The sequence below is a fragment of the Rhodococcus sp. NPDC060086 genome, assembly GCF_042730275.1.
GTDB lineage: Bacteria > Actinomycetota > Actinomycetes > Mycobacteriales > Mycobacteriaceae > Rhodococcus.
In genome coordinates this window covers 1-20,123 of sequence record NZ_JBHWWZ010000058.1, presented here as the reverse complement: position 1 = coordinate 20,123, position 20,123 = coordinate 1, and the positions used below count along the sequence as shown (strand labels likewise).

Below are 20,123 nucleotides of genomic sequence, written 5' to 3'. Positions count from 1 at the left end.
GAACGTCACGTTCGGTCACTCGGAGTGCATGAATGTCGCCTTCGGCCATTGCGCGGTGGCGACTGCGGTCCGGTAGCGCCGCACGACCAATTCGACGATCGAGTCGGTCACCCCCAGCGGCGCGGCGACACCGTCGGCTCCGCATTCGAGCAGGCGACCATGGAACAGACCCTCGGCGAGCAGGTACGACGCGATGAACACCCTGCGAGCCCCCTGCTCCCGCAGATCGTCCACGACCTCGGCCACCCGGGGAGCTCCCGTGGCGACATATCCGATCCTGACCGTGGTTCGGGTCAGCGACTCCAGCATCCGGGCCGCGGAGGCGATGTCGCACAGGGCGCGCGGGTCGGACGATCCCGCTGCCGCGAGCACCACGGCGTCGCCGGGGCACCATCCCGCATCCTGCAAGCGCCTCATCAGCACTCGCGCCAGCACAGGATCCGGCCCGAGAGCGTCCGTCACCACGACCCCGCGGTGACCGCTGTCGGCGACCTCGCGGGGAACATCGGTGTGCACGTGGTACCCCGAGGCGAGAAACGCAGGCACGAGCACGGTCGGGCGCTCACTGTCGCGCAGAACCTCGGCGGGGGACGGTCCGAGTACGTCGACGAATGCCACGCGTGTCGGGCCCGCCGTCCGCGACACCTCGCTCGCGAGCTCGGCGATCATCTCGACACCCCGGGGATTCCGGGTGCCATGGGCGACGAGGAGCAGCGCTGGATCAGCCCCGTTCATCATTCCTCCAGCTCCATCATTCCTCCAGCTCCATCATTCCTCCAGCTCCACTGCCAGTCGGTATCCACGTTTGACGACGGTCTGTACCAGCGCGGGCACACCGAGCGCCGAACGCAGGCGTGCCACCGCGGTCTCGACGGCGTGGGTGTCGCCACCACCACCGGGCAGGGCGGTCAGCAGTTCTTCACGGGAGACCACGTTGCCGGGCTTCGCTGCCAGCGCCCGGATCAGTGCCATACCTGCGGGGGCGAGGCAGCGCACCTCGTCGTCGACGACGACGCACCTGCCGCGCAGCCCGAGGACATGGGCACCGATGTTGATTCGGACGGCACGCCGGGGCAGGTCCTCCGCGATGTGGCGCGCGAGCGATCCGAGGCGTGCCCGCGTCGGCATCGTCACGGGCACATCGAGTTCGATCAACGGTGCGGCGGTGACCGGACCGACGCACACGGCGGTGACTCCGGTGCGCAGTCCCTGCAACATCGGTTCGAGCATTCCGGTTGCCTTGGCCCTCATCAGCATCGACGCGACCGCCGGTGCGCTGGTGTAGGTCACGGCGTCGAGTGCGCGGTCGCTGATCTGCTCGATCATCCGGTCCAGCGGTGTCGAATCCTCCGGTGGCGTCCAGCGGTACACGGGCACCGCTACGACGTCGGCCCCGGCAGCGCGCAGGACGTCGCACAGGTCGTCACCCGGTTCCCACTCGGTCCGCTCACCGTGGAGTTGCACGGCGATCCGCTTCCCCGCAACACCTTCCGCGAGGAGGTGCTCGAGGACCTCGCTGGAGGACTCGGACTCCGGCGACCATTCCTCCCGCAGTTCTGCGGCCCGAATCGCCCCCGTCACCTTCGGCCCACGCGCAAGGATGCGGCTCGCGCTCAGCGCCCGTGACAGGTCGTCCGCGAGCCCCCATCCGTCCGCCGCACCCATCCAGCCGCGGAACCCGATCGCGGTGGTCGCGATGGTCACGGCCGGCGGGTCGGCGACGATGGCACGCGTGGCGCGCTCGAGTTCGGCGTCGTCGGAGAGCGGGATGATCCGGATCGCGGGAGCGAGGACGACGTCGGAGCCTCGCCTCGTGAGCAGCGTCGCGAACTCATCCGCGCGCCGCGACGCAGTCACTCCGATGGTGAACCCGCGCAGTGGCGTGTTCTCGGAGCTCACGAAACGACGCCGGTGTCCACGGCCTCGACGCCGACACCACCGCGGAGCTTGCTGTGGACCTGCACGACCCCTGCCCACACACGGACGTCGTATACCGGCAGGCTCACGGTGGGACCGTCGAGGCAACGGCCGTCGTCGAGCGAGTAGACCTGTTTGAGAAGCGGCGACGCCACGGTCGGTTCACCGGCACGGTCGCCGACGATTCCCCTCGACATCACGGCGGCGCGACCGACCGGGTCGATGTTGCCGACAGCACGCAACGTACCGTCGTCGAGCAGGAACAACGCCACCTGCTCGCCCCCGCGCAGCAACACGGCCACGCCCCGCCCGGGGATGAGGTGGCTCAGCGGGCAGGCCGATGTCCATTCCAGCCGGCCGTTCAGCACGCTGTCGCGTGTCGTGGTCTCCGTGGTCGGCATCGCGGTGACGGTCATGGGTCCTCACCTTTCTTTCATGGGGTTCGAGCTGGCTACCCGGAATTCTGGTCCTCCGGTGTTTCTACTGCGTTACCCGGCGGTTCCCGCCCGGTAATCACGCCCTAGTTCGACTCGTCGGCCCTGACTCCGGGCATTCCCATCAGAACAGGTACCTTGCGTGCGCCGGAATCGTCGAACTGCACGGTGGGGTCGGCCTCGTCGGGAGCGTTGACGAACGAGACGAAGCGTGCCAGCTTCTCCGGGTCCTCGAGCACGCCGGCCCACTCGTCCTTGTATCCGGCGACGTGCTTGGTCATCGCTGCTTCGAGTTCTGCTCCGATGCCGAGGCTGTCCTCGCACACGACGGCCCTGAGGTGATCGAGCCCGCCGTCGAGTGCATCGAGCCACGGTGCGGTGCGCTGGAGACGATCGGCGGTCCTCACGTAGAACATGAGGAACCGGTCGATGTACTTGACGAGGGTCTCGTCGTCGAGACCACCGGCGAGCAACTGCGCGTGTGTGGGCGACTGACCGCCGTTGCCGCACACGTAGAGGTTCCAGCCGCCCTCGGTGGCGATGATCCCGACGTCCTTGCCGCGGGCCTCGGCGCATTCACGCGCACATCCGGACACACCGAACTTGAGCTTGTGCGGAGACCGCAGCCCCCGGTAGCGGTTCTCGAGGTCGACTGCCATGCCCACCGAGTCCTGCACGCCGTAGCGGCACCAGGTCGAGCCGACGCAGCTCTTGACGGTCCGCAGGGACTTTCCGTATGCCTGACCGGACTCCATCCCCGCGTCGACCAGCCGCTTCCAGATCTGGGGCAGCTGCTCGACCCGGGCACCGAACAGGTCGACGCGCTGACCACCGGTCATCTTCACGTAGAGCCCGAAGTCTCGGGCCACCTCACCGATGACGATGAGCTGCTCGGCGGTGCATTCACCGCCGGGCATCCGCGGCACCACGGAGTAGGTGCCGTTCTTCTGGATGTTGGCGAGGAAATGGTCGTTGGTGTCCTGCAGACCGGCCTGGCTGCGGTGCAGGATGTGGTCGGAGTCCGTCGAGGCGAGGATCGATGCAGCGACCGGCTTGCAGATGTCGCAGCCGCGACCGGTGCCGTGGCGCTCGATCAGAGTGGAGAAGGTCCGGATCCCTGTGGCCTGCACGATCTGGAACAGCTCGGCGCGGGACTGCTCGAAGTGCTCGCACAGCGCCTTCGACATCTCCACACCCGAGGATGCCAGGAGTTGCTTGACGGTGGGAAGGCAGCCGCCACAGGTGGTGCCTGCACCCGTGCATCCCTTGATCTGCGCGATATCGCATGCACCATCGGCGATCGCCCCGCAGATTGCACCTTTCGTGACGCCGTTGCACGAGCACACTTCGGCGTCGTCGGGCAGCGACCCCGCTCCCGGCTTCTCCCCCGCCGGCGAGATCAGCGACGCCGGATCGCCGGGCAGTTCACGACCCACCAGGGGCCGCAGCGACCCGTACGCGGAGGCATCGCCGACGAGAATGCCACCGAGAAGGATCTTGGCGTCGTCCGAGACGACGAGCTTGGCGTAGGTACCTTTCGCCGAGTCCGACAGCACGACCTCGAGCGCACCTGGGGTCCGTGCGTGTGCGTCACCGAAGCTCGCGACGTCGACACCGAGGAGCTTGAGTTTCGTCGACATGTCCGCGCCGGGGAACTCGGCGTCGCCGCCGAGCAGCCGATCGGCGACGACCTCGGCGGTGCTGTACCCGGGTGCGACGAGGCCGTAGCAGACCCCGTCGACCGCGGCGACCTCTCCGATCGCGTAGACGGCTTCGTCGTTGGTGCTGCGGCACGAGAGGTCCGTGAGCACACCACCGCGGCCTGCAAGGTCCAGTCCGGCCTCTCGCGCAAGTTGGTCACGGGGCCGCACACCCGCCGAGAACACGACCAGGCCCGCATCGATCGTGCTGCCGTCCGACAACGACACCTGCAGACCTGCCGGTCCCGGTTCGATCTTCTCGGTGGCGACCCCGGTGTGTGTGACGAGACCGAGCCCGGTGACGAGCCGGTCGAGGACCTTGCCTCCACCCTCGTCGACCTGGGCGGGCATGAGCCGGTCGTTGTACTCGACGACGTGTGCGGTCAGACCCATTCCGCGCAAGGCGTTCGCGGCCTCGAGACCCAGCAGGCCGCCACCGACCACGATGCCGTCCGCGCTCCGCCCGGCGGTCTGCGCATCGGCCACGGTCCGTGCTGCGGCGTCGCGGATACCGTCGAGGTCGTCGAGCGTGCGGTAGACGAAACAGCCTGGCAGGTCGTGCCCGGGCACCGACGGCACGAACGCGAAGGAACCGGTCGCGAGAACGAGCGCGTCATAGGGCAGGACCTCCCCGTCGCCGGTGGTGACGGTGCGCGCCGACCGGTCGATCGATGCCGCGCGCGTCCCGATCCGAAGTTCGACGAGGTCGTCGCCGCGGTAGTCGTTGCCTGCGAGCGCGAGTTCCTTGCGGTCCCACGAGCCGACGTACGACGACAGGCCGACACGGTCGTAGGCCGGGTCCCCCTCTTCGCACAGCACCGTGACCGACCATGCGTCCTGAGCGTCGCGGGCGCGCAGCGCCTCGACGAAACGGTGTCCGACCATGCCGTGACCGGCGACGACTACGTTCTTGCGGCTCATGGTTCTTCCTTCTCTTCGTGCAGGTGGTGCTGGTACTGGTGTGGCGATCAGGCGGACGCGACCGGGGTCTGCTCGATTTCTGCGTCCTGCCGCGGGACCCGCAGGAAGACCACCCAGGTCACGGCGATGCAGGCCAGGTAGAAGGCTGCGAAGACCCAGAAGGCCATGGTCGCGGACTGTGCCTCACCGGAGTAGGAGGCGCGGAGCACCAAGTTGATGCCGACTCCACCGAGACCGCCGATGGCACCGGCGAACCCGATGAGCGCACCCGACATGCTGCGCGACCACGCTGCCTTCTCGGCTCGATCGAAATCGTCGAGGCCTTGTGCTTTCGCCTCGAAGATCGACGGGATCATCTTGTACACCGAGCCGTTGCCGAGCCCGGACAGCAGGAACAGAGCGACGAATCCGAGAACCAGCGCGACCATGATCCCGCCGGATGCGGCTCCCTCTGTCGCGTCGTCGAGTGTTCCCGCGACGATGAGGACCCCCGCGGCGAGTGCCATTGCGACGAACGTCCACAAGGTGATGCGTCCACCGCCGATCCGGTCGGCGAGTTTGCCGCCGAGGGGTCGTGCCACCGAGCCGAGCAGCGGTCCGATGAAGGCGATCTGCGCGGCGTGGAGCGCGGCCTGCGCGGGGGTGTCGCCGCCGGCGAGGAAGTTGATCTGCAGCACTTGGCCGAATGCGAAGCTGAATCCGATGAACGAGCCGAATGTGCCGATATAGAGGAAGGAGATGACCCACGAGTCGCTGAATCTCAGGCTCTCGCCCATCGCCCGAAGATCGGCGCGCTGGTCGCCGAGGTTGTCCATGAACAGGGCCGCGCCGAGAGCCGCACCCGAGCAGAGGACCAGGTAGATCGCGCAGACGATCCACGGGGCGGTGTTGCCGACGGTCGCGATCACCAGCAGACCGATCAGCTGGATCACGGGGACGCCGATGTTGCCGCCGCCGGCGTTCAGCCCGAGCGCCCACCCCTTGAGCCGCTGCGGATAGAACGCGTTGATGTTCGTCATCGACGACGCGAAGTTGCCGCCACCGACACCTGCGAGTGCCGCGACCAGCATGAACGTGGTGTACGAGTGGCCCGGGTTCAGCATCAGGTAGAGCGTGGCCACGGTCGGAACGAGCAGGACGAGGGCGCTGAAGATCGTCCAGTTGCGCCCGCCGAATTTCGCGGTCGCAACCGTGTACGGGATGCGCAGGATCGCGCCCACCAAGGTGGGCACTGCGACGAGGAAGAATTTGCCTGCGGCGTCGATGCCGTAGATCTCGGTGGGCATGAACAACACCATCACCGACCAGATCGACCACACCGAGAAGCCGACGTGTTCAGCGATCACCGACCAGATCAGGTTGCGCTTGGCAATGTCCTTGCCGCCCGCCTCCCACGCGTCGACATCCTCCGCGTCCCACTTGTCGATGTAGTGTTTGCGCGCGAATTTGCTTCGCAGCGGCTCTTTTTCGAGTGCAACACTCACGCCGGCCACCCCTCTCAGGTTTCTGATGGTCCTAAGGTATGGAGCGGGTGTTGCCGCGGTGCTGCCCGCGGTGACTGGAAAGTCAAGAGTTCCTCACCGGATGCAGCGCCCCGCTGTGAGCACTCCGAAGTGCCGGAAATACAGCAGGGTCAGAGGAGCAGCCGCACCAGGTCGGTGGTGTGCGCGAGACCGGGGAACGCGTCCTCGGTGGACCGCGGATGCAAGGCATGGACCGCGAGCCGAAACATCGCCGCGCGCAGGAGCATCTGCGACCATTCCGGCAGGTCTTCCCACCTGCCGATCAATGCATCGTCGGCACCGCCCCACGACAGAGCGTCGACGACAGCCACTGCTGCTGCCCACGACGCCGGCCGCCAGTAGGGCGTGATGTCGGTCAGCCCCGGGGCCGCACGACCCGCGAACAGCACCGTGCCGAAGAGGTCGCCGTGGACGAGTTGGTCGGGAAGGTGCACGGGCTTGCGGAACGTGGCGAGTTGCGCAATCAGGTCGAGGCTCTTCCGTCCGTCGGGGGTGACCGTTTCGGGTGCACCGGCCGCCCGCGCCGAGCGCAGCGGCACCGTCTCCCACGCGGCACGGTCCGCGGCGACGAACACGTCGACATCCGCCCAGGGCGCGACGGGAGGCTGCATCAGGAATCGAGGACGTTCGAGCTGGGAGGTGGCTGCGTGGAGTCGCAGCGACAGGGACACCACTTCGTCGTGCCGAGGTTCGGAGGTACCGACGATGTAGGTGTCGGCGCGCCAGCCGGACACCACGTACCGCCCGTCGGTCGCCCGGACCGGCCGGGCCAGTCGGACCCCGTCCACGGTGAGGGTTTCTCGGACTTTCGCCGACCACGCGGCACGCGCGTGGTCGGCAACCCTGGACAGGACCACGTCTCCACAGCGGTAGCCGCCGTCCCAGTCGGCCCCGAGCGGGACCGGCTGGACGTCGCGAAGACCGAACGTGGAGCACACGTGTTGCGGGGGTTCGAGCGGACTCACGCGGCCCACGGTACCGCCGGTATGCAGCGGAGCAGGGATGGCACCCCGCGCGGCCAGGTCACAAGTTGACACCGATGCACCCGGAGCTCTTGCGCCCACCGTCCTGCCACACGATGTCTCTTCCGGTCGAGCGCCTGCGTCAGTACAGCGGCAGCGATGTGTCGACCTGCTGCGCCCAGGCCACGACACCACCCTGTAGGTGGGTTGCGTCGGCGAACCCGGCGCGCCGGAGTACGGCGAGGGCCTCCGCCGACCGGATGCCCGTCTTGCAATACAGCACGATCGGCGTGTTCTGAGGCAGCTCGGCGAGTGCGTCGCCCGACACGATCCGGTCCTTCGGCACGAGTCGCGCCCCTTCGATACGAACGATGTCCCATTCGACCGGGTCACGGACGTCGATCATTGCGATGTCGCGACCGGAGTCGATCATCGTCCGCAGCTCGGTTGCGGTGATGGTCGCATCCGCTCCCGCGGCAGCCGCATTCTCCGGCACGATTCCGCAGAATGCCTCGTAGTCGACGAGCTCGGTGACCGGCGATCGCGCCGGGTCGCGTCGCAGCGTGACTGTGCGGAAAGTCATGGCGAGTGCGTCGTAGATCATCAGACGGCCCAGCAACGGGTCGCCGATCCCGGTGATCAGCTTGAGTGCTTCGGTGGCCATGATCGTGCCGACCGTGCCCGGAAGCACACCGAGTACTCCGCCTTCAGCGCACGACGGCACCATGCCCGGCGGCGGAGCCTCAGGGTAGAGATCGCGATAATTGAGCCCGCGCCCGTCCGGTGCGTCTTCCCAGAACACCGAGATCTGGCCTTCGAACCGGAAGATCGACCCCCACACGTACGGCTTGCGGGCCAGGATCGCGGCGTCGTTGACGAGATAGCGGGTCGCGAAGTTGTCGGTGCCGTCCAGAATGAGGTCGTACTGTTCGAACAGCGCCACAGCGTTGCTCGAATCCAGCCTCACCGGGTGCAGACGCACGGTGATGTTGTCGTTGAGTGCACGGACGCTGTCGCGAGCGCTCTCCCCCTTGGAACGCGCGATATCCGCCTGTCCGTGGATGATCTGCCGTTGCAGGTTCGATGATTCGACGTGGTCGTCCTCGACGATGCCGATGGTGCCGACGCCGGCGGCGGCGAGATACAGCAACGCGGGCGATCCGAGACCACCGGCACCGATGAACAGCACTTTTGCGTTCTTCAGCCGTTTCTGACCCGCGACACCGACATTCGGGATGATCAGGTGCCTGCTGTATCGGGCGATTTCCTCGCGGGTGAGCTCACCTGCGGGCTCGACCAGCGGCGATAGGGCAGCAGTCGGTTCCACCGACGGCAGTACGGTCACGATCTACTCCTCTGCGGGGGACACCGCCGATTGTCCCACCGCCGACGACCGTTGTCCGAGGCGGTCACGCTCCGCGGGGAAACGGCCAGGGGTTGAAGCGGCAGACCTTTCCGTCTGCGGGAATGGTCCCCTCGGGATCGAGTCGAGCGATATCGTCGTTCGCGGTGCCGTAGGACTGCTGCATCATGATCGGCGCGAGTCCACCGTCCGTGGTGCATCCTTCGTGCGCGGCGTAGCCCACCGCGTGCCCCACCTCGTGGTTGACCAGGTACTGGCGGTACGAACCGATGTCGCCGTTGAACGCGACCGCGCCCCGAACCCAGCGCGGCTCGTTCACGAGCACCCGTTCGACGCCGGGGTTGAAGCACGAACCTTCGAGTTCGATGTCGTATCCGCAGTATTGCCGGATCGTCATCTGCGAGGTGAGCGAGACCCGGAAGTCGGGGGCCTCGTTGTCGACCCGCCGGAACGCGAATGCCCGGTCCGCGGTCCAGCTCCTCGGGTCGGCGAGGGTCTCGTCGACCATCTTGGCGAACGCGGCGTCTCCGCCGTACGCGGTGGTATCGACCCCGTCCTCGATCTCCACCGTGTAGGTGAACACCTGCCGCTCGCCGTATCCGGCTTGCTCGGTGCTGCCGGGAAGCACCCTCCAGGTGCCGGCGCCGCTCCCCACGAACGATCCGCCCTCGGGCAGCGCACCGGACTCGAGATCGGCCGGAAAGTTACCGTCCGCGACGGGCGCCTCCGCGACGACGGCGTCGTCCACGGCCCCTGCCGTACCGTCACCGTCCGCAAGCGCAGGTGTGGTGTCCCCCTGCACCGCATCCCACACCACGAACACCGTCACTGCGGCGAGCACGGGCACCGCGTAGGCACGCCATCCGTACCGGGCGACGAAGCGCCCGACGCGGGTCTGCTTGCGCACATCTCGCGTCGGTCGGGGCCGACGCGGCGGACGACGGTCGCCTTCGACCGGATCCCATTGCGCCCGGAGCGGTTGTCTGGCCCCGGAACGCGGGCCCGATTCGTCCAGCGGCCGACGCGCGCGAAGACGGGGGTCCTGTGATTGCTGCGAGTCCGGTGATTGCTGCGAGTCCGGTGATTGCAGGGCCGAGCCGTGCGGTTGCCGGGTCGTACGTGCTCCTCCTCGGTCGATCACGGTTGCCAGAATGTCACATTGCGGTGGATCGGACGGGGTGTCCGTGATGGGTCCTGACTTCTCGTACAAGCACCTACCGCGCTACTCGAAAAGGCGGATACTCGACGGTAGGGCTATCCGCCTGCACCGACACCGACCTGTAACCTGCAGAGATGATTCGCGTCGACGTAGCAATGCTCACGATCGTCGCTTGTTCAGATTGGGAGTCAGCATGACCGAAGTCGCCGCCCGAGCCTCGGGACGAGGCAACACCACCGGCACGAAGCGCGGCTCGCGAATGCCGAGGGACGAGCGACGCGCTCAGCTGCTCGAGGCAGCCAGCGAGGTGTTCGTCACGCGTGGGTACCACGCCGCCGGTATGGACGAGATCGCCGACTGCGCGGGGGTCAGCAAGCCGGTCTTGTACCAGCATTTTCCCGGCAAGCTCGAGTTGTATTGTGCAGTCCTGCAGAACTATGTCGACATCCTGATCAACGGGGTGCGGCAGGCTCTGCGTTCGACCACGGACAACAAGCAGCGCGTCCGCGCCGCCGTCCAGGCGTTCTTCGATTTCGTCGACAACGACAGTCAGGGTTTCCGGCTGGTATTCGAGTCCGACCTCATGGGCGAGCCTCAGGTCGCGCGCCGCGTCGAGCAGGCCACCGAGGCATGCGTGGACGCCGTGTTCGATCTGGTAGCCCACGATTCAGGTCTCGATCCGTACCGCGCCCGCATCCTCGCGGTCGGACTCGTCGGTACGAGCCAATTCACAGCGCGCTACTGGCTCGACGCAGCCCGGCCGATTTCCAAAGAGGACGCCGTCGACACCACCGTGGCCCTTGCGTGGGGCGGTCTCAAGCACGTCCCGCTGCAGCCCGAGTTGCAGAAGCGCTGACTGCCGCTCGGACGGTCCACCGAGCCACCGACGACGAAGGCCGGGATGCACTCGAGTGCATCCCGGCCTCTCGTGGTGCGCGACGTCAGCTCGCAGCGAAGCCCACCTTGCCCGCGGTGGCGGGGCCGATGTCCACGTACGTGATCTTGTCGGCCTGCACGAGAACCTTGCGGCCCTTCTCGTCCACGAGAGCGAGTACGCCCTTGTTTCCGCCGTTCAGGGCATCGGTCACGAGCGCTTCCACCTCGTCGGGTGTCTGTTCGCTGACGATGACGATTTCGCGCGGGCTGTCCGCGACACCGATCTTGACCTCCACGAAAGACCTCCGAGATTCTCAGGCTGAATTGCTTGTCCTCGCCAGGCTAATGCAACCCGAGCACTGCCATCCTCTTGGCGTGCTCGACCTGCATGCGATCGATGAGCGCGGCGATGTTCGACAGGTCGCCCGACGCGAGAATGACGAGTTCGGCCAGGTCTTCACGTTGTGCGAGCACGTACTGTGCCTGCGTGATCGCCTCACCGAGCAGGCGCCGGCCCCACAGCATGAGCCGGTCCTTCTGCGTGCTGCTGCGTTCGACGACCGCCCTGACCTCCTGCACCACGAACTCGGAGTGGCCGGTCTCGGCGAGCACTCCACGTACTACGGTGGCGACCTGCGGATCGAGCATGTCAGCGATCTCACAGTAGAAATCGGCCGCGATTCCGTCACCGACATACGCCTTGACCAACGACTCGAGCCACGTGGAGGGAGTCGTCGATTCGTGGTACGCGTCGAGCACCTGGTTGTAGGGCTCCATCGCCGTGTAGACGTCGACGCCTCGATCCTCGAGCGCGGTGCGCAAAATCTCGAAATGACGCATCTCGGAAGCCGCCATCTGCGCGAACGCAACTTTTCCCTGCAGCGACGGCGAGAATGCGGCTTCGGCCGCGAGACGGTAGAACGCGGCGATCTCACCGGATGCGAGCACCGAGAACAGTTCCGAGACACCCGGATGATCGGCCGGGACCGGGGTCGCAGAGAGCGACGGGTGGAGTTCTGCTGCGGACGGCGATGTTTCGGCTCCCATGACGACAAAGCGTAGTACTACCTCGTCGAATGCGCCGCTCACGGTACAATGATGTGAGAAGACCGCGCATCGAGCCGCTCACCGTGGCCCGCGGTCTTCGACGATAATGTGCGCGCACCCGTTTGAGGATCGCTGCCGCGCTCGCGGGCCCCATCTTCAGGCTCGCGTGAAGACGCAGGCCGGTCGCCTTGTCCACCTCGTGCGTGCGTGCCGAGACCAGGAAGGCCAGACCCCTGAGCAAGATCACCATCGACCACGAAGACGACGCGAGTGAAACCACCGTCTCCGCACAACTCGACGACACTCACGTTGCCCCCACCTTCGCCGAACTCGGCGTTCGCGACGAAATCGTCCGCGCGCTGTCCGACGTGGGCATCGAGCGTACGTTCGCCATCCAGGAACTGACACTGCCGCTCGCCCTCGCCGGCGACGACCTCATCGGCCAGGCCCGCACCGGAATGGGCAAGACCTTCGGTTTCGGCGTGCCCCTGCTGCATCGCATCACCACCGCCACCGGCACCGCGCCGCTCGACGGCACCCCTCGCGCGCTGATCATCGTCCCGACCCGCGAATTGTGTGTCCAGGTCACGCAAGACCTCGAAAACGCGTCGAAGTACCTGCCCGGCAGCGGTAAGAAGGGCCTCGAAGTCCTCGCCATCTACGGCGGCCGCCCGTACGAGCAGCAGATCGACCAGCTGAAGAAGGGCGTCGACGTCATCGTCGGTACCCCGGGCCGCCTGCTCGACCTCGCCAATCAGTCGCACCTGATCCTCGGCAAAGTCGGCGTGCTCGTGATGGACGAGGCCGACGAGATGCTCGACCTCGGGTTCCTGCCCGACATCGAGCGGATCCTCGGGATGGTCCCCGACAAGCGCCAAACGATGTTGTTCTCGGCCACGATGCCCGGCCCGATCATCACGCTGGCCCGCACCTTCCTCACCCAGCCGACGCACATCCGTGCCGAGGAGGCCCAGTCCTCCGCGGTCCACGAGCGCACCAACCAGCTCGTCTACCGAGCTCACGCGCTCGACAAGGTCGAACTCGTCACTCGAATCCTGCAGGCCGAGGGCCGCGGCGCGACGATGATCTTCACCCGCACCAAGCGCACCGCACAGAAGGTCGCCGACGAACTCGCCGAACGTGGCTTCGCCGTCGGTGCCGTCCACGGCGACCTCGGGCAGATCGCTCGCGAGAAGTCGCTCGGACGTTTCCGGGAGGGCAAGATCGACGTTCTCGTCGCCACCGATGTCGCCGCGCGCGGCATCGACATCGACGATGTCACCCACGTCATCAACTACCAGTGCCCCGAGGACGAGAAGACGTACGTGCACCGGATCGGCCGCACGGGCCGTGCCGGTCGTACGGGCATCGCCGTCACACTCGTCGACTGGGACGACATCCCTCGCTGGCAACTCATCGACAAGGCTCTCGGCCTCGACATGCCGGACCCGGTCGAAACGTACTCGAGCTCGCCGCACCTGTTCGAGGAGCTCAGCATCCCCGAGGGCATCACAGGCCATGTCCGCAAGCCCGCGACAACCCGCGTCGAATCCGACGGCGGTTCGGGTGAACGCCCGGCGCGTAGCGAAGGTCCGACGAGACCCAAGCGCACCCGGGCCCGTCGTCGCACCGTGCGCGGCAAAGCCGTGGACGCGACCACCACGAGCCCCGACACCGCGGCTGCTTCCGCGGCCACAGGCCCGGCACCGACGGGTGGTGCCGACGGTAACGACGGCGACACCACGTCCGACGACACCGCGTCGAGCTCACGCCGACGTCGCCGCCGTCGCCGCAAGCCTGCAGAGGGCGACGCTGCCTCGAACAACACCGCTGCTTCGAACAGTGCCGCTTCCTCGAACAACACAGCATCGAACGACGCCGCCGTGAAGGACGCAGTGTCGAGCACCTCGGCCGGCTAGAGCCACGTGCTCGCGCCCGAACGTCGCACGCGGGCCGATCTGATCGTTGCAGCGGTACTCGTCGTCGCCGTCCTGGTGGCGGCGTGTGTCGTGTGGCTGCGATCAGACGCACGCGGCACCACGTCGATCACATGGGATGGGGCGGCCACCGCCCCGCCCGTCGCAGAGTCGGTGCCCGACACCCTCATGGAGTCGTGGCGCGCTCCGAGCTCGGCGACGGCGCAGGCCGTCGTGATCGGTGACACTGCGGCCACGGCCGACGGCGATACCGTCGTCGGCCGTGATCTACGAACGGGCGCCGAGCGGTGGAGCTATCAACGCGACCGGCCGCTGTGCACTGCTATCGGCGCCTGGGGCTCCGTCGTGTCGGTCTACAACGATCCGCGCGGATGCGGTCAGGTGACTGCGCTCGACGCAAAGTCCGGTATACGTGGTGCGCAACGTTCGAGCGATGCGGACAGCGAGGTGCATCTCGTGGACACCGGGACCCACTTGATCGCACTCGGCGACACCCGTCTGGAAATGTGGCGTTCGGATCTGGTGCGCACGATCGAATACGGCCGGGTCGACGCCCCGGTCAATCCGAATGCGCAACCCCGCAGTGGATGCGTGTTCCGTTCGGCGGATGCCGACGACAGCCACCTCGCGGTGCTCGAACAGTGCGCCGGGGAACCTGCCGAGCGGCTGACTCTGCTCGATACCACTCCAGAGGACAGCCAGAAGCCCGAAACCATTGCCTCCTCGATCATGCCCGCCGCGGTACCCGACGGGGATGCACAGATCGTTGCGGTGGTCGACGATCACACCGCCGTCTATCTGCCACCCGGCCCCGACGGTGGTGCACGCCTCGAGGTGTTCGATGCCTCCGGATCCCTTGTCGACCGGCACGAGCTGCCGCGAGAGGCCGGATCCGGCGTGTACACCGGTCCGGCGGAGAAGTTCGACGATCTGCTCCTGTGGTGGACGGGCATCGACACCATTGCACTCGACACCGACGATTTCACGCCGCTCTGGACCGTGGAGGGCACACTCGGACACGGTTCCGAGATGGCCGGATCGGTGCTGCTACCGGTGGACGACGCGATCGCCGTGGTCGATCCGTTGACGGGCGGTATCGCTCGCACCATCGAGGTCGAACGCAACACGGACGCCACGGTCTCGTTGTCCGTCGCGGGCGACACCGTCCTCGAACAACGGGGCGACGACATGGTTGCGCTGACGGAATCCGGTCCGCGTTGAGCCGGTCCGGTGGGCAACTGCTCGCCGGACCTCTGCTCGCCCGACCCTGCCGGCTATACCTCTGTCCGGACCTCTAGCGTGACCGGCTCCGCACCGTCGGTCCAGCACGCAAGCAGGTTCTCGGCGAGTTCCCGATAGGCCTGCGCACCCTTGTTCTTGCGGCCCGACAGGACTGTCGCACCCGACGCGGATGCCTCGGCGAACCGCACGGTCCGCGGAATCGGCGGAGCAAGGACGGGCAGGTCGTACCGATCGGACACATCGGCGAGCACGTCGCGGCTGTGCGTGGTCCGCGCGTCGTACAGGGTCGGTAGCGCGCCCAGCATTTCCAGGCCCGGATTGGTGATCTGCTTGACTTCGTCGACCGTGCGCAGCAGTTGCCCGACCCCTCGGTGCGCGAGGGTCTCGCATTGCAGCGGTACGAGGACCGAACGGGCGGCGGTCAGGCCGTTGAGGGTGAGCACCCCGAGCGAGGGCGGGCAATCCACGATGACGATGTCGTAGTCGTCCTCGACCCCCGCGAGAGCGCGTTTGAGGGCGTACTCCCGTCCGGGGCGCATCAAGAGCAGCGCTTCCGCCCCGGCGAGGTCGATCGTCGCCGGAAGCAGGGCGAGGCCCTCCCCCGTCTCGAGAAGCACGTCCGCGATCTCCGCGTCACCCATGAGCACGTCGTGCACGGACTTTTCGAGTCGATCCGGGTTGTGCCCCAGGGAGAAGGTCAGGCAGCCCTGCGGGTCGAGATCGACCACCAGGACGCGCTGCCCGAGCCCCACCAAGGCAGCGCCCAGTGACGCGACAGTGGTCGTCTTCGCGACGCCACCCTTCTGATTTGCCACCGCAAGTACTGTTGCCACGCGTCGATCCTCGCTCATAGCGGCATCGCGCGCGAGACGTGACGCGTCCGCTGATGTCCGGTGGGTCGCGTGAAGCGCAATTACGCATGTCCGAGTCGGCCTGTGCCGGGCCCGACGAGAGTGCCTACCCATCCCCCGTAGAGCCGGGCCTCAGCGCGAGGCGCCCGACCGGAATGTCACGCGCCGCGCTCGGAATCCGTGCCGGTGTTCGAGTCGGTATCGGTGTTCGGGTCGGTATTCGCATCGATCGGTGAGTCGGGCGCGTAGTCCTGCGCGAGCCATCGAGATGTGGCCGGGGCGAACAACAGCACGAGTGCCGGCACCACGATCACTGCCATCAACGTCCCGAGAATCGGCTGATGCGAATCTGTGAGCAACGACCACGCAACCGGAAGCAGCAGTATCTGCGCCACGACCGCCACCGACCTGCCCCACCGCGCACCCCGCAGCAACGCGATCCCTGCCGCAAGGACGCCGCCGAACAGCAGCCCCAGCCACAGCGCGAAGCCGTATCCGTTGGTCACCGTCTGGTCGTGATCACCCGATGCGGCACGGAAGATCGAGTACACCGCGAACCCCATGGCCACGAGACCCTCGATGACGACGAGGATGCCGGCGATACGGACCGTCGACGGAATGGCGCTGCGCGAAGATTCGGTGGTCACCCGGCCAGCGTAGTGGACCCGCGAAAGACCACTTAGGCTGATGTTCCGTGCGTGCACTGCTGATCGTGAACCCCAACGCGACTACGACCACACCGGCCGGTCGCGACCGGCTCGCTCACGCTCTGGCGGGCCGGGTCGCGCTCACCGTGGCGCACACGACGCACCGCGGGCACGCCGCGGAGCTGGCTCGCTCCGCACACACCGACGGAATGGACGTGATCATCGCGCACGGCGGTGACGGCACGGTCAACGAGATCGTCAACGGGCTTCTCGGCGCACCGTCCCCGCGTGCCGCAGATCCGTCGTTGCCGATGCTCGCCGTGGTTCCTGGTGGTTCGGCGAATGTCTTCGCGCGCTCGCTGGGGATCGCAGCCGATCCGATGGAGGCCACCGAGCAGCTGCTGACGCTGCTCGCCGAGCGGTCCCGCCGCCGGATCGGGCTCGGATTCTGTGAGGGCCGCTGGTTCGTGTTCAACGCCGGCCTGGGACTCGATGCCCAGGTGTGTGAAGCCATCGACCTGTCCCGTGCCTCCGGGAAGAAGGTCACCACCGCGCGGTACGTGCGGCACGCCGTCAAACAGTTCTTCGCATCGAAGCGGGCGGACCCCGCGCTGACCCTCGAGCTTCCCGGCCGCGAACCCGTCGACGGTGTCCACTACGCATTCGTGTCGAACTCGAGTCCGTGGACCTTCCTCGCCGACCGGCCGGTACACACCAACCCCGGCACTTCGTTCGACACCGGCCTGGGTGTATTCGCAATGACCACCACTCGGGTCGCCGCGACTCTTCGGGTGGTGCGGCAGTTGCTGGCACGACGGGGTGAACCCGTGTCCCCACATCTGATTCGTGTCGACGACACACCGCGCGTCCGGGCAGTATCGACACGACCGATCGGACTTCAGGTCGACGGCGATTACTTGGGAATGCGAACGGAAGTCGTATTCGTATCCGTTCCGGACTTACTGGACGTAGTGGCTCCCGAATCAAAATCCAAGCGCACAAATCTGTGATTCGTCTTACATCGCCGCTGGCCAGGGTGTAGAAATGTACTTTGGGAACAACACAGCTTCAATGCCTGCGTGAGCTTCCCCACGGTCGTGGCCGATTCTATTGACTTCGCGCTCGTTCGTGAAAGCATTCACAAGTAACTCCGCGGAAATACTTCGCGACTCCAGCATGAACTCGACAAGACCATCATCCGGTGCGCGCAGCACCATCGAAGGAGAGTAGAAGCATGGACTGGCGCCACAAGGCCATCTGCCGCGACGAGGATCCGGAACTGTTCTTCCCTGTGGGAAACAGCGGCCCGGCGCTCGCGCAGATCGCTGATGCCAAGCTCGTGTGCAACCGCTGCCCGGTCACCACCGAGTGCCTCTCGTGGGCTCTCGAGTCGGGCCAGGACGCCGGCGTGTGGGGCGGCATGAGCGAGGACGAACGTCGCGCACTCAAGCGCCGCAACGCCCGGACCCGGGCACGCACCGCTGTGTGACACAGCTCCTGTGTGAGGCATTGCAAGTCGACGCACTGCCCGGCACCACTTCGGGTGCCGGGCTTTTGTGTGTCCGGTGACGGTGTGTCCGGTGACGCCCGGATGGCCAGGCGCCTGCGCACGCTCTCGTCAGGAAGGCCGCTTGCCCAGCGGCAGACTGAGTCTTGCCTCCGTTCCGCCGGAACTGCTCGTCTCGAGTTCGATGGAGCCTCCCAGTTCGGCCGCGACGAGAGTCCGGACGATCTGCAGGCCGAGACGGTCCGAATCCGCGAGACAGAAGCCTTCGGGCAGACCCTTGCCCTCATCGTGCACGACCACATCGAGCACACGTGCCGAACGGTGCGCCCGCACGGTCACCGTGCCGTGCGCACCCGGATCGAACGCATGCTCCACCGCGTTCTGCACGAGTTCGGTCAGCACCATCACGAGCGGGGTCGCTCGGTCTGCCGGAAACACCCCCAGGTTGCCTTCACGATGCACCCGCACCTGGCTCCCGACGGCCGATACGTCGACGACGATCGGAATCAACCGGTCGAAGACGTCGTCGAGATCGACTTCCTCATCGACCGACATCGACAGCGCCTCGTGCACCAGCGCGATCGACGTCACGCGCCGGACTGCTTCGCCGAGCGCCTGCTGCGCCTCCACATTGCCTGTGCGGCGTGCCTGCAGCCGTAGCAACGCCGCAACGGTCTGCAGGTTGTTCTTGACCCGGTGGTGGATCTCACGGATCGTCGCGTCCTTGCTCATCAGTGCGCGGTCGCGTCGCTTGACTTCGGTGACGTCGCGGATGACGACCGCCGCACCGTCGATCCGGCCCCCCGGCGTCAGGACGAGGGCACGGATCAACACCGTCGCGCCGCGCGCCTCGACCTCCATACGTTGCCCGTTGCGGCCCTCGACCGCGCCCCGCAGGTAGTCGGAGACATCACGACTCTCGAAGGGGTCGGTGACCAATGCCCGAGTCGTCTCGATCAGATCCTGCCCACGAAGATCCGAATTGAAGCCCATGCGGTGATAGGCCGACAGGGCATTCGGACTCGCGTAGACCACACAGCCTTCCCGATCGAGCCGGATGAAGCCGTCGCCGGCGCGCGGGCTCGACTTCGTGTCGGAACGTGCCTCGGCGGTCGGGAAGCTTCCTTCGCTGATCATCCGGTAGAGCGCGTCCGCGCATTCCAGATAGGCGGTTTCCAGTGCGCTCGCCGACCGTCTCGATACGCGCGCGGCGTCGCGGCTGAGGACCGCGACGATGTCGTCGCCCCATCGGACGGGTACCGCCTGCCGCATGTTGATCGCATCGCCTGAGCCCGGCTGCGCCGTGGCGATCCGCCCGGTTTCGAACGCTTCGCGGACGTACGGGTGTTCATCGTCCGAGACGACGGTGCCCACCGCGTCTTCGGGCAGCACCGTCGAGGTCGTGGTCGGGCGGCACTGGGCCACACACACGATGTCTCCGGGGTCCGCACTCACCCACAGCAGGACATCGGCGAACGACAGATCTGCAAGCAACTGCCATTCCCCCACCACCCTCTGGAGGTGGTCCACGGCCGCACCCGGCAGATCGGTATGGGTTGCGAGAAGCGCGCTGAGCGTCGACACCGTCCGAAGTTCCGTGCTCAGGAGATGACCGCGATGAGGTCACCCTGTTGGATGACGTCGCCTATGACAACGTCGACCGAGGTCACGGTGCCCGCGCTTTCGGCGAGCACCGGAATCTCCATCTTCATCGATTCCAGGATGACCAGGGTGTCTCCTTCCGCAACCACATCGCCTTCACTGACCACCACCTCGAAGACGGTGGAGACCATTTCGGCGCGCACATCCTCTGCCATCGGACACCTCGATTCGCTGCTCAGGTAGCCCGGACGGTGGACCTGCCGACAGGGCCACTCGACCGCACGTGGAACACTGTAATGAACGAGAAAGGAGATCCCACCATGGGCAAGCGAGGTCGGAAGAAGCGCAGCCGTAAGGGTAGTGCCGCAAACCACGGCAAGCGTCCCAACGCCTGACGCGTAGACAGACGTCGCGGGGGCCGGAAAGCATTGCTTC

Annotated in this window: 20 protein-coding genes; 6 read left to right on the top strand and 14 right to left on the bottom strand. The window is 66.6% G+C overall.

Going from position 1 to position 20,123, the window contains the following annotated elements:
• Nucleotides 1–15: 15 nt before the first annotated feature.
• From ACFWB0_RS22655 to ACFWB0_RS22620, 8 genes are all read right to left on the bottom strand, one after another.
• Nucleotides 16–735, bottom strand: coding sequence for a sirohydrochlorin chelatase (locus ACFWB0_RS22655; protein WP_378492652.1), 720 nt, complete (start codon nucleotides 733–735; stop codon nucleotides 16–18).
• A 33-nt stretch (nucleotides 736–768) separates the two neighbouring features.
• Entirely contained in the window at nucleotides 769–1,899 is a 1,131-nt protein-coding gene (locus ACFWB0_RS22650; RefSeq protein WP_378492643.1) for a uroporphyrinogen-III synthase, read from the bottom strand.
• Nucleotides 1,896–2,333, bottom strand: coding sequence for a nitrite reductase small subunit NirD (nirD, locus tag ACFWB0_RS22645; RefSeq protein WP_378492642.1), 438 nt, complete (start codon nucleotides 2,331–2,333; stop codon nucleotides 1,896–1,898). Before nirD ends, ACFWB0_RS22650 begins: the two co-directional genes overlap by 4 nt.
• A 104-nt stretch (nucleotides 2,334–2,437) precedes the next feature.
• On the bottom strand, nucleotides 2,438–4,972 hold the full coding sequence (gene nirB / locus ACFWB0_RS22640) for a nitrite reductase large subunit NirB (protein WP_378492641.1): 2,535 nt from the start codon (nucleotides 4,970–4,972) through the stop codon (nucleotides 2,438–2,440).
• A gap of 47 nt (nucleotides 4,973–5,019) precedes the next feature.
• Nucleotides 5,020–6,456 carry an MFS transporter gene (locus tag ACFWB0_RS22635; RefSeq protein ID WP_378492640.1) on the bottom strand — a complete coding sequence of 479 codons (1,437 nt, stop codon included), beginning with the start codon at nucleotides 6,454–6,456 and terminating at the stop codon, nucleotides 5,020–5,022.
• Nucleotides 6,457–6,605: 149 nt separating this feature from the next.
• Nucleotides 6,606–7,460: a TIGR02569 family protein gene (locus ACFWB0_RS22630; RefSeq protein WP_378492639.1), complete on the bottom strand. Its 855-nt coding sequence runs from the start codon at nucleotides 7,458–7,460 to the stop codon at nucleotides 6,606–6,608.
• Nucleotides 7,461–7,599: 139 nt separating this feature from the next.
• Nucleotides 7,600–8,784, bottom strand: coding sequence for an adenylyltransferase/sulfurtransferase MoeZ (gene moeZ, locus ACFWB0_RS22625; protein WP_378492651.1), 1,185 nt, complete (start codon nucleotides 8,782–8,784; stop codon nucleotides 7,600–7,602).
• Between the two features lie 82 nt (nucleotides 8,785–8,866).
• Entirely contained in the window at nucleotides 8,867–9,961 is a 1,095-nt protein-coding gene (locus tag ACFWB0_RS22620) for a DUF3152 domain-containing protein (protein WP_378492638.1), read from the bottom strand.
• A gap of 211 nt (nucleotides 9,962–10,172) precedes the next feature.
• On the opposite strand from ACFWB0_RS22620, the gene ACFWB0_RS22615 reads away from it, so the two are divergent.
• Nucleotides 10,173–10,835, top strand: coding sequence for a TetR/AcrR family transcriptional regulator (locus ACFWB0_RS22615; RefSeq protein ID WP_378492637.1), 663 nt, complete (start codon nucleotides 10,173–10,175; stop codon nucleotides 10,833–10,835).
• Between the two features lie 85 nt (nucleotides 10,836–10,920).
• On the opposite strand, the gene ACFWB0_RS22610 is transcribed toward ACFWB0_RS22615, so the two are convergent.
• Nucleotides 10,921–11,151 carry a DUF3107 domain-containing protein gene (locus tag ACFWB0_RS22610; protein WP_378492636.1) on the bottom strand — a complete coding sequence of 77 codons (231 nt, stop codon included), beginning with the start codon at nucleotides 11,149–11,151 and terminating at the stop codon, nucleotides 10,921–10,923.
• Between the two features lie 46 nt (nucleotides 11,152–11,197).
• Complete coding sequence (locus tag ACFWB0_RS22605; RefSeq protein ID WP_378492635.1) at nucleotides 11,198–11,902, bottom strand: ferritin-like fold-containing protein; 705 nt, start codon at nucleotides 11,900–11,902, stop codon at nucleotides 11,198–11,200.
• Nucleotides 11,903–12,105: 203 nt separating this feature from the next.
• Between ACFWB0_RS22605 and ACFWB0_RS22600 the strand changes: the two genes are divergently transcribed.
• Both ACFWB0_RS22600 and ACFWB0_RS22595 read left to right on the top strand, forming a co-directional pair.
• Nucleotides 12,106–13,821: a DEAD/DEAH box helicase gene (locus ACFWB0_RS22600; RefSeq protein ID WP_378492634.1), complete on the top strand. Its 1,716-nt coding sequence runs from the start codon at nucleotides 12,106–12,108 to the stop codon at nucleotides 13,819–13,821.
• 6 nt (nucleotides 13,822–13,827) lie between these two features.
• A complete protein-coding gene (locus tag ACFWB0_RS22595) occupies nucleotides 13,828–15,060 on the top strand; it encodes a hypothetical protein (protein ID WP_378492633.1) in 1,233 nt (410 codons plus the stop codon).
• A 53-nt stretch (nucleotides 15,061–15,113) separates the two neighbouring features.
• On the opposite strand, the gene ACFWB0_RS22590 is transcribed toward ACFWB0_RS22595, so the two are convergent.
• Nucleotides 15,114–15,914 carry a ParA family protein gene (locus ACFWB0_RS22590; protein WP_378492632.1) on the bottom strand — a complete coding sequence of 267 codons (801 nt, stop codon included), beginning with the start codon at nucleotides 15,912–15,914 and terminating at the stop codon, nucleotides 15,114–15,116.
• A 176-nt stretch (nucleotides 15,915–16,090) separates the two neighbouring features.
• Complete coding sequence (locus tag ACFWB0_RS22585; RefSeq protein ID WP_378492631.1) at nucleotides 16,091–16,579, bottom strand: hypothetical protein; 489 nt, start codon at nucleotides 16,577–16,579, stop codon at nucleotides 16,091–16,093.
• 47 nt (nucleotides 16,580–16,626) lie between these two features.
• Here ACFWB0_RS22585 and ACFWB0_RS22580 point away from each other — a divergent pair, with 47 nt between their 5' ends.
• Both ACFWB0_RS22580 and ACFWB0_RS22575 read left to right on the top strand, forming a co-directional pair.
• On the top strand, nucleotides 16,627–17,589 hold the full coding sequence (locus ACFWB0_RS22580; RefSeq protein WP_378492630.1) for a diacylglycerol/lipid kinase family protein: 963 nt from the start codon (nucleotides 16,627–16,629) through the stop codon (nucleotides 17,587–17,589).
• 224 nt (nucleotides 17,590–17,813) lie between these two features.
• The gene (locus tag ACFWB0_RS22575) at nucleotides 17,814–18,068 is read left to right on the top strand and encodes a WhiB family transcriptional regulator (RefSeq protein ID WP_132470936.1); all 255 of its coding nucleotides are present in this window, start codon (nucleotides 17,814–17,816) and stop codon (nucleotides 18,066–18,068) included.
• Between the two features lie 129 nt (nucleotides 18,069–18,197).
• On the opposite strand, the gene ACFWB0_RS22570 is transcribed toward ACFWB0_RS22575, so the two are convergent.
• Both ACFWB0_RS22570 and ACFWB0_RS22565 read right to left on the bottom strand, forming a co-directional pair.
• Nucleotides 18,198–19,670: a sensor histidine kinase gene (locus ACFWB0_RS22570; protein WP_378492629.1), complete on the bottom strand. Its 1,473-nt coding sequence runs from the start codon at nucleotides 19,668–19,670 to the stop codon at nucleotides 18,198–18,200.
• Between the two features lie 17 nt (nucleotides 19,671–19,687).
• Nucleotides 19,688–19,903 (bottom strand): biotin/lipoyl-binding carrier protein, encoded by a 216-nt coding sequence (locus ACFWB0_RS22565; RefSeq protein ID WP_378492628.1) that lies wholly within the window; start codon nucleotides 19,901–19,903, stop codon nucleotides 19,688–19,690.
• Between the two features lie 105 nt (nucleotides 19,904–20,008).
• On the opposite strand from ACFWB0_RS22565, the gene ACFWB0_RS22560 reads away from it, so the two are divergent.
• The gene (locus ACFWB0_RS22560; RefSeq protein WP_095887907.1) at nucleotides 20,009–20,083 is read left to right on the top strand and encodes a 50S ribosomal protein bL37; all 75 of its coding nucleotides are present in this window, start codon (nucleotides 20,009–20,011) and stop codon (nucleotides 20,081–20,083) included.
• The last annotated feature ends 40 nt before the right edge of the window (nucleotides 20,084–20,123 follow it).

Coding starts and splice junctions, on each gene's coding strand:
- ACFWB0_RS22575 (WP_132470936.1), top strand. CDS start 17,814: ATGGACTGGCGCCACAAGGCCATCTGCCGCGACGAGGATCCGGAACTG.
- ACFWB0_RS22655 (WP_378492652.1), bottom strand. CDS start 735: ATGAACGGGGCTGATCCAGCGCTGCTCCTCGTCGCCCATGGCACCCGG.
- nirD (WP_378492642.1), bottom strand. CDS start 2,333: ATGACCGTCACCGCGATGCCGACCACGGAGACCACGACACGCGACAGC.
- ACFWB0_RS22615 (WP_378492637.1), top strand. CDS start 10,173: ATGACCGAAGTCGCCGCCCGAGCCTCGGGACGAGGCAACACCACCGGC.
- nirB (WP_378492641.1), bottom strand. CDS start 4,972: ATGAGCCGCAAGAACGTAGTCGTCGCCGGTCACGGCATGGTCGGACAC.
- ACFWB0_RS22605 (WP_378492635.1), bottom strand. CDS start 11,902: ATGGGAGCCGAAACATCGCCGTCCGCAGCAGAACTCCACCCGTCGCTC.
- ACFWB0_RS22565 (WP_378492628.1), bottom strand. CDS start 19,903: ATGGCAGAGGATGTGCGCGCCGAAATGGTCTCCACCGTCTTCGAGGTG.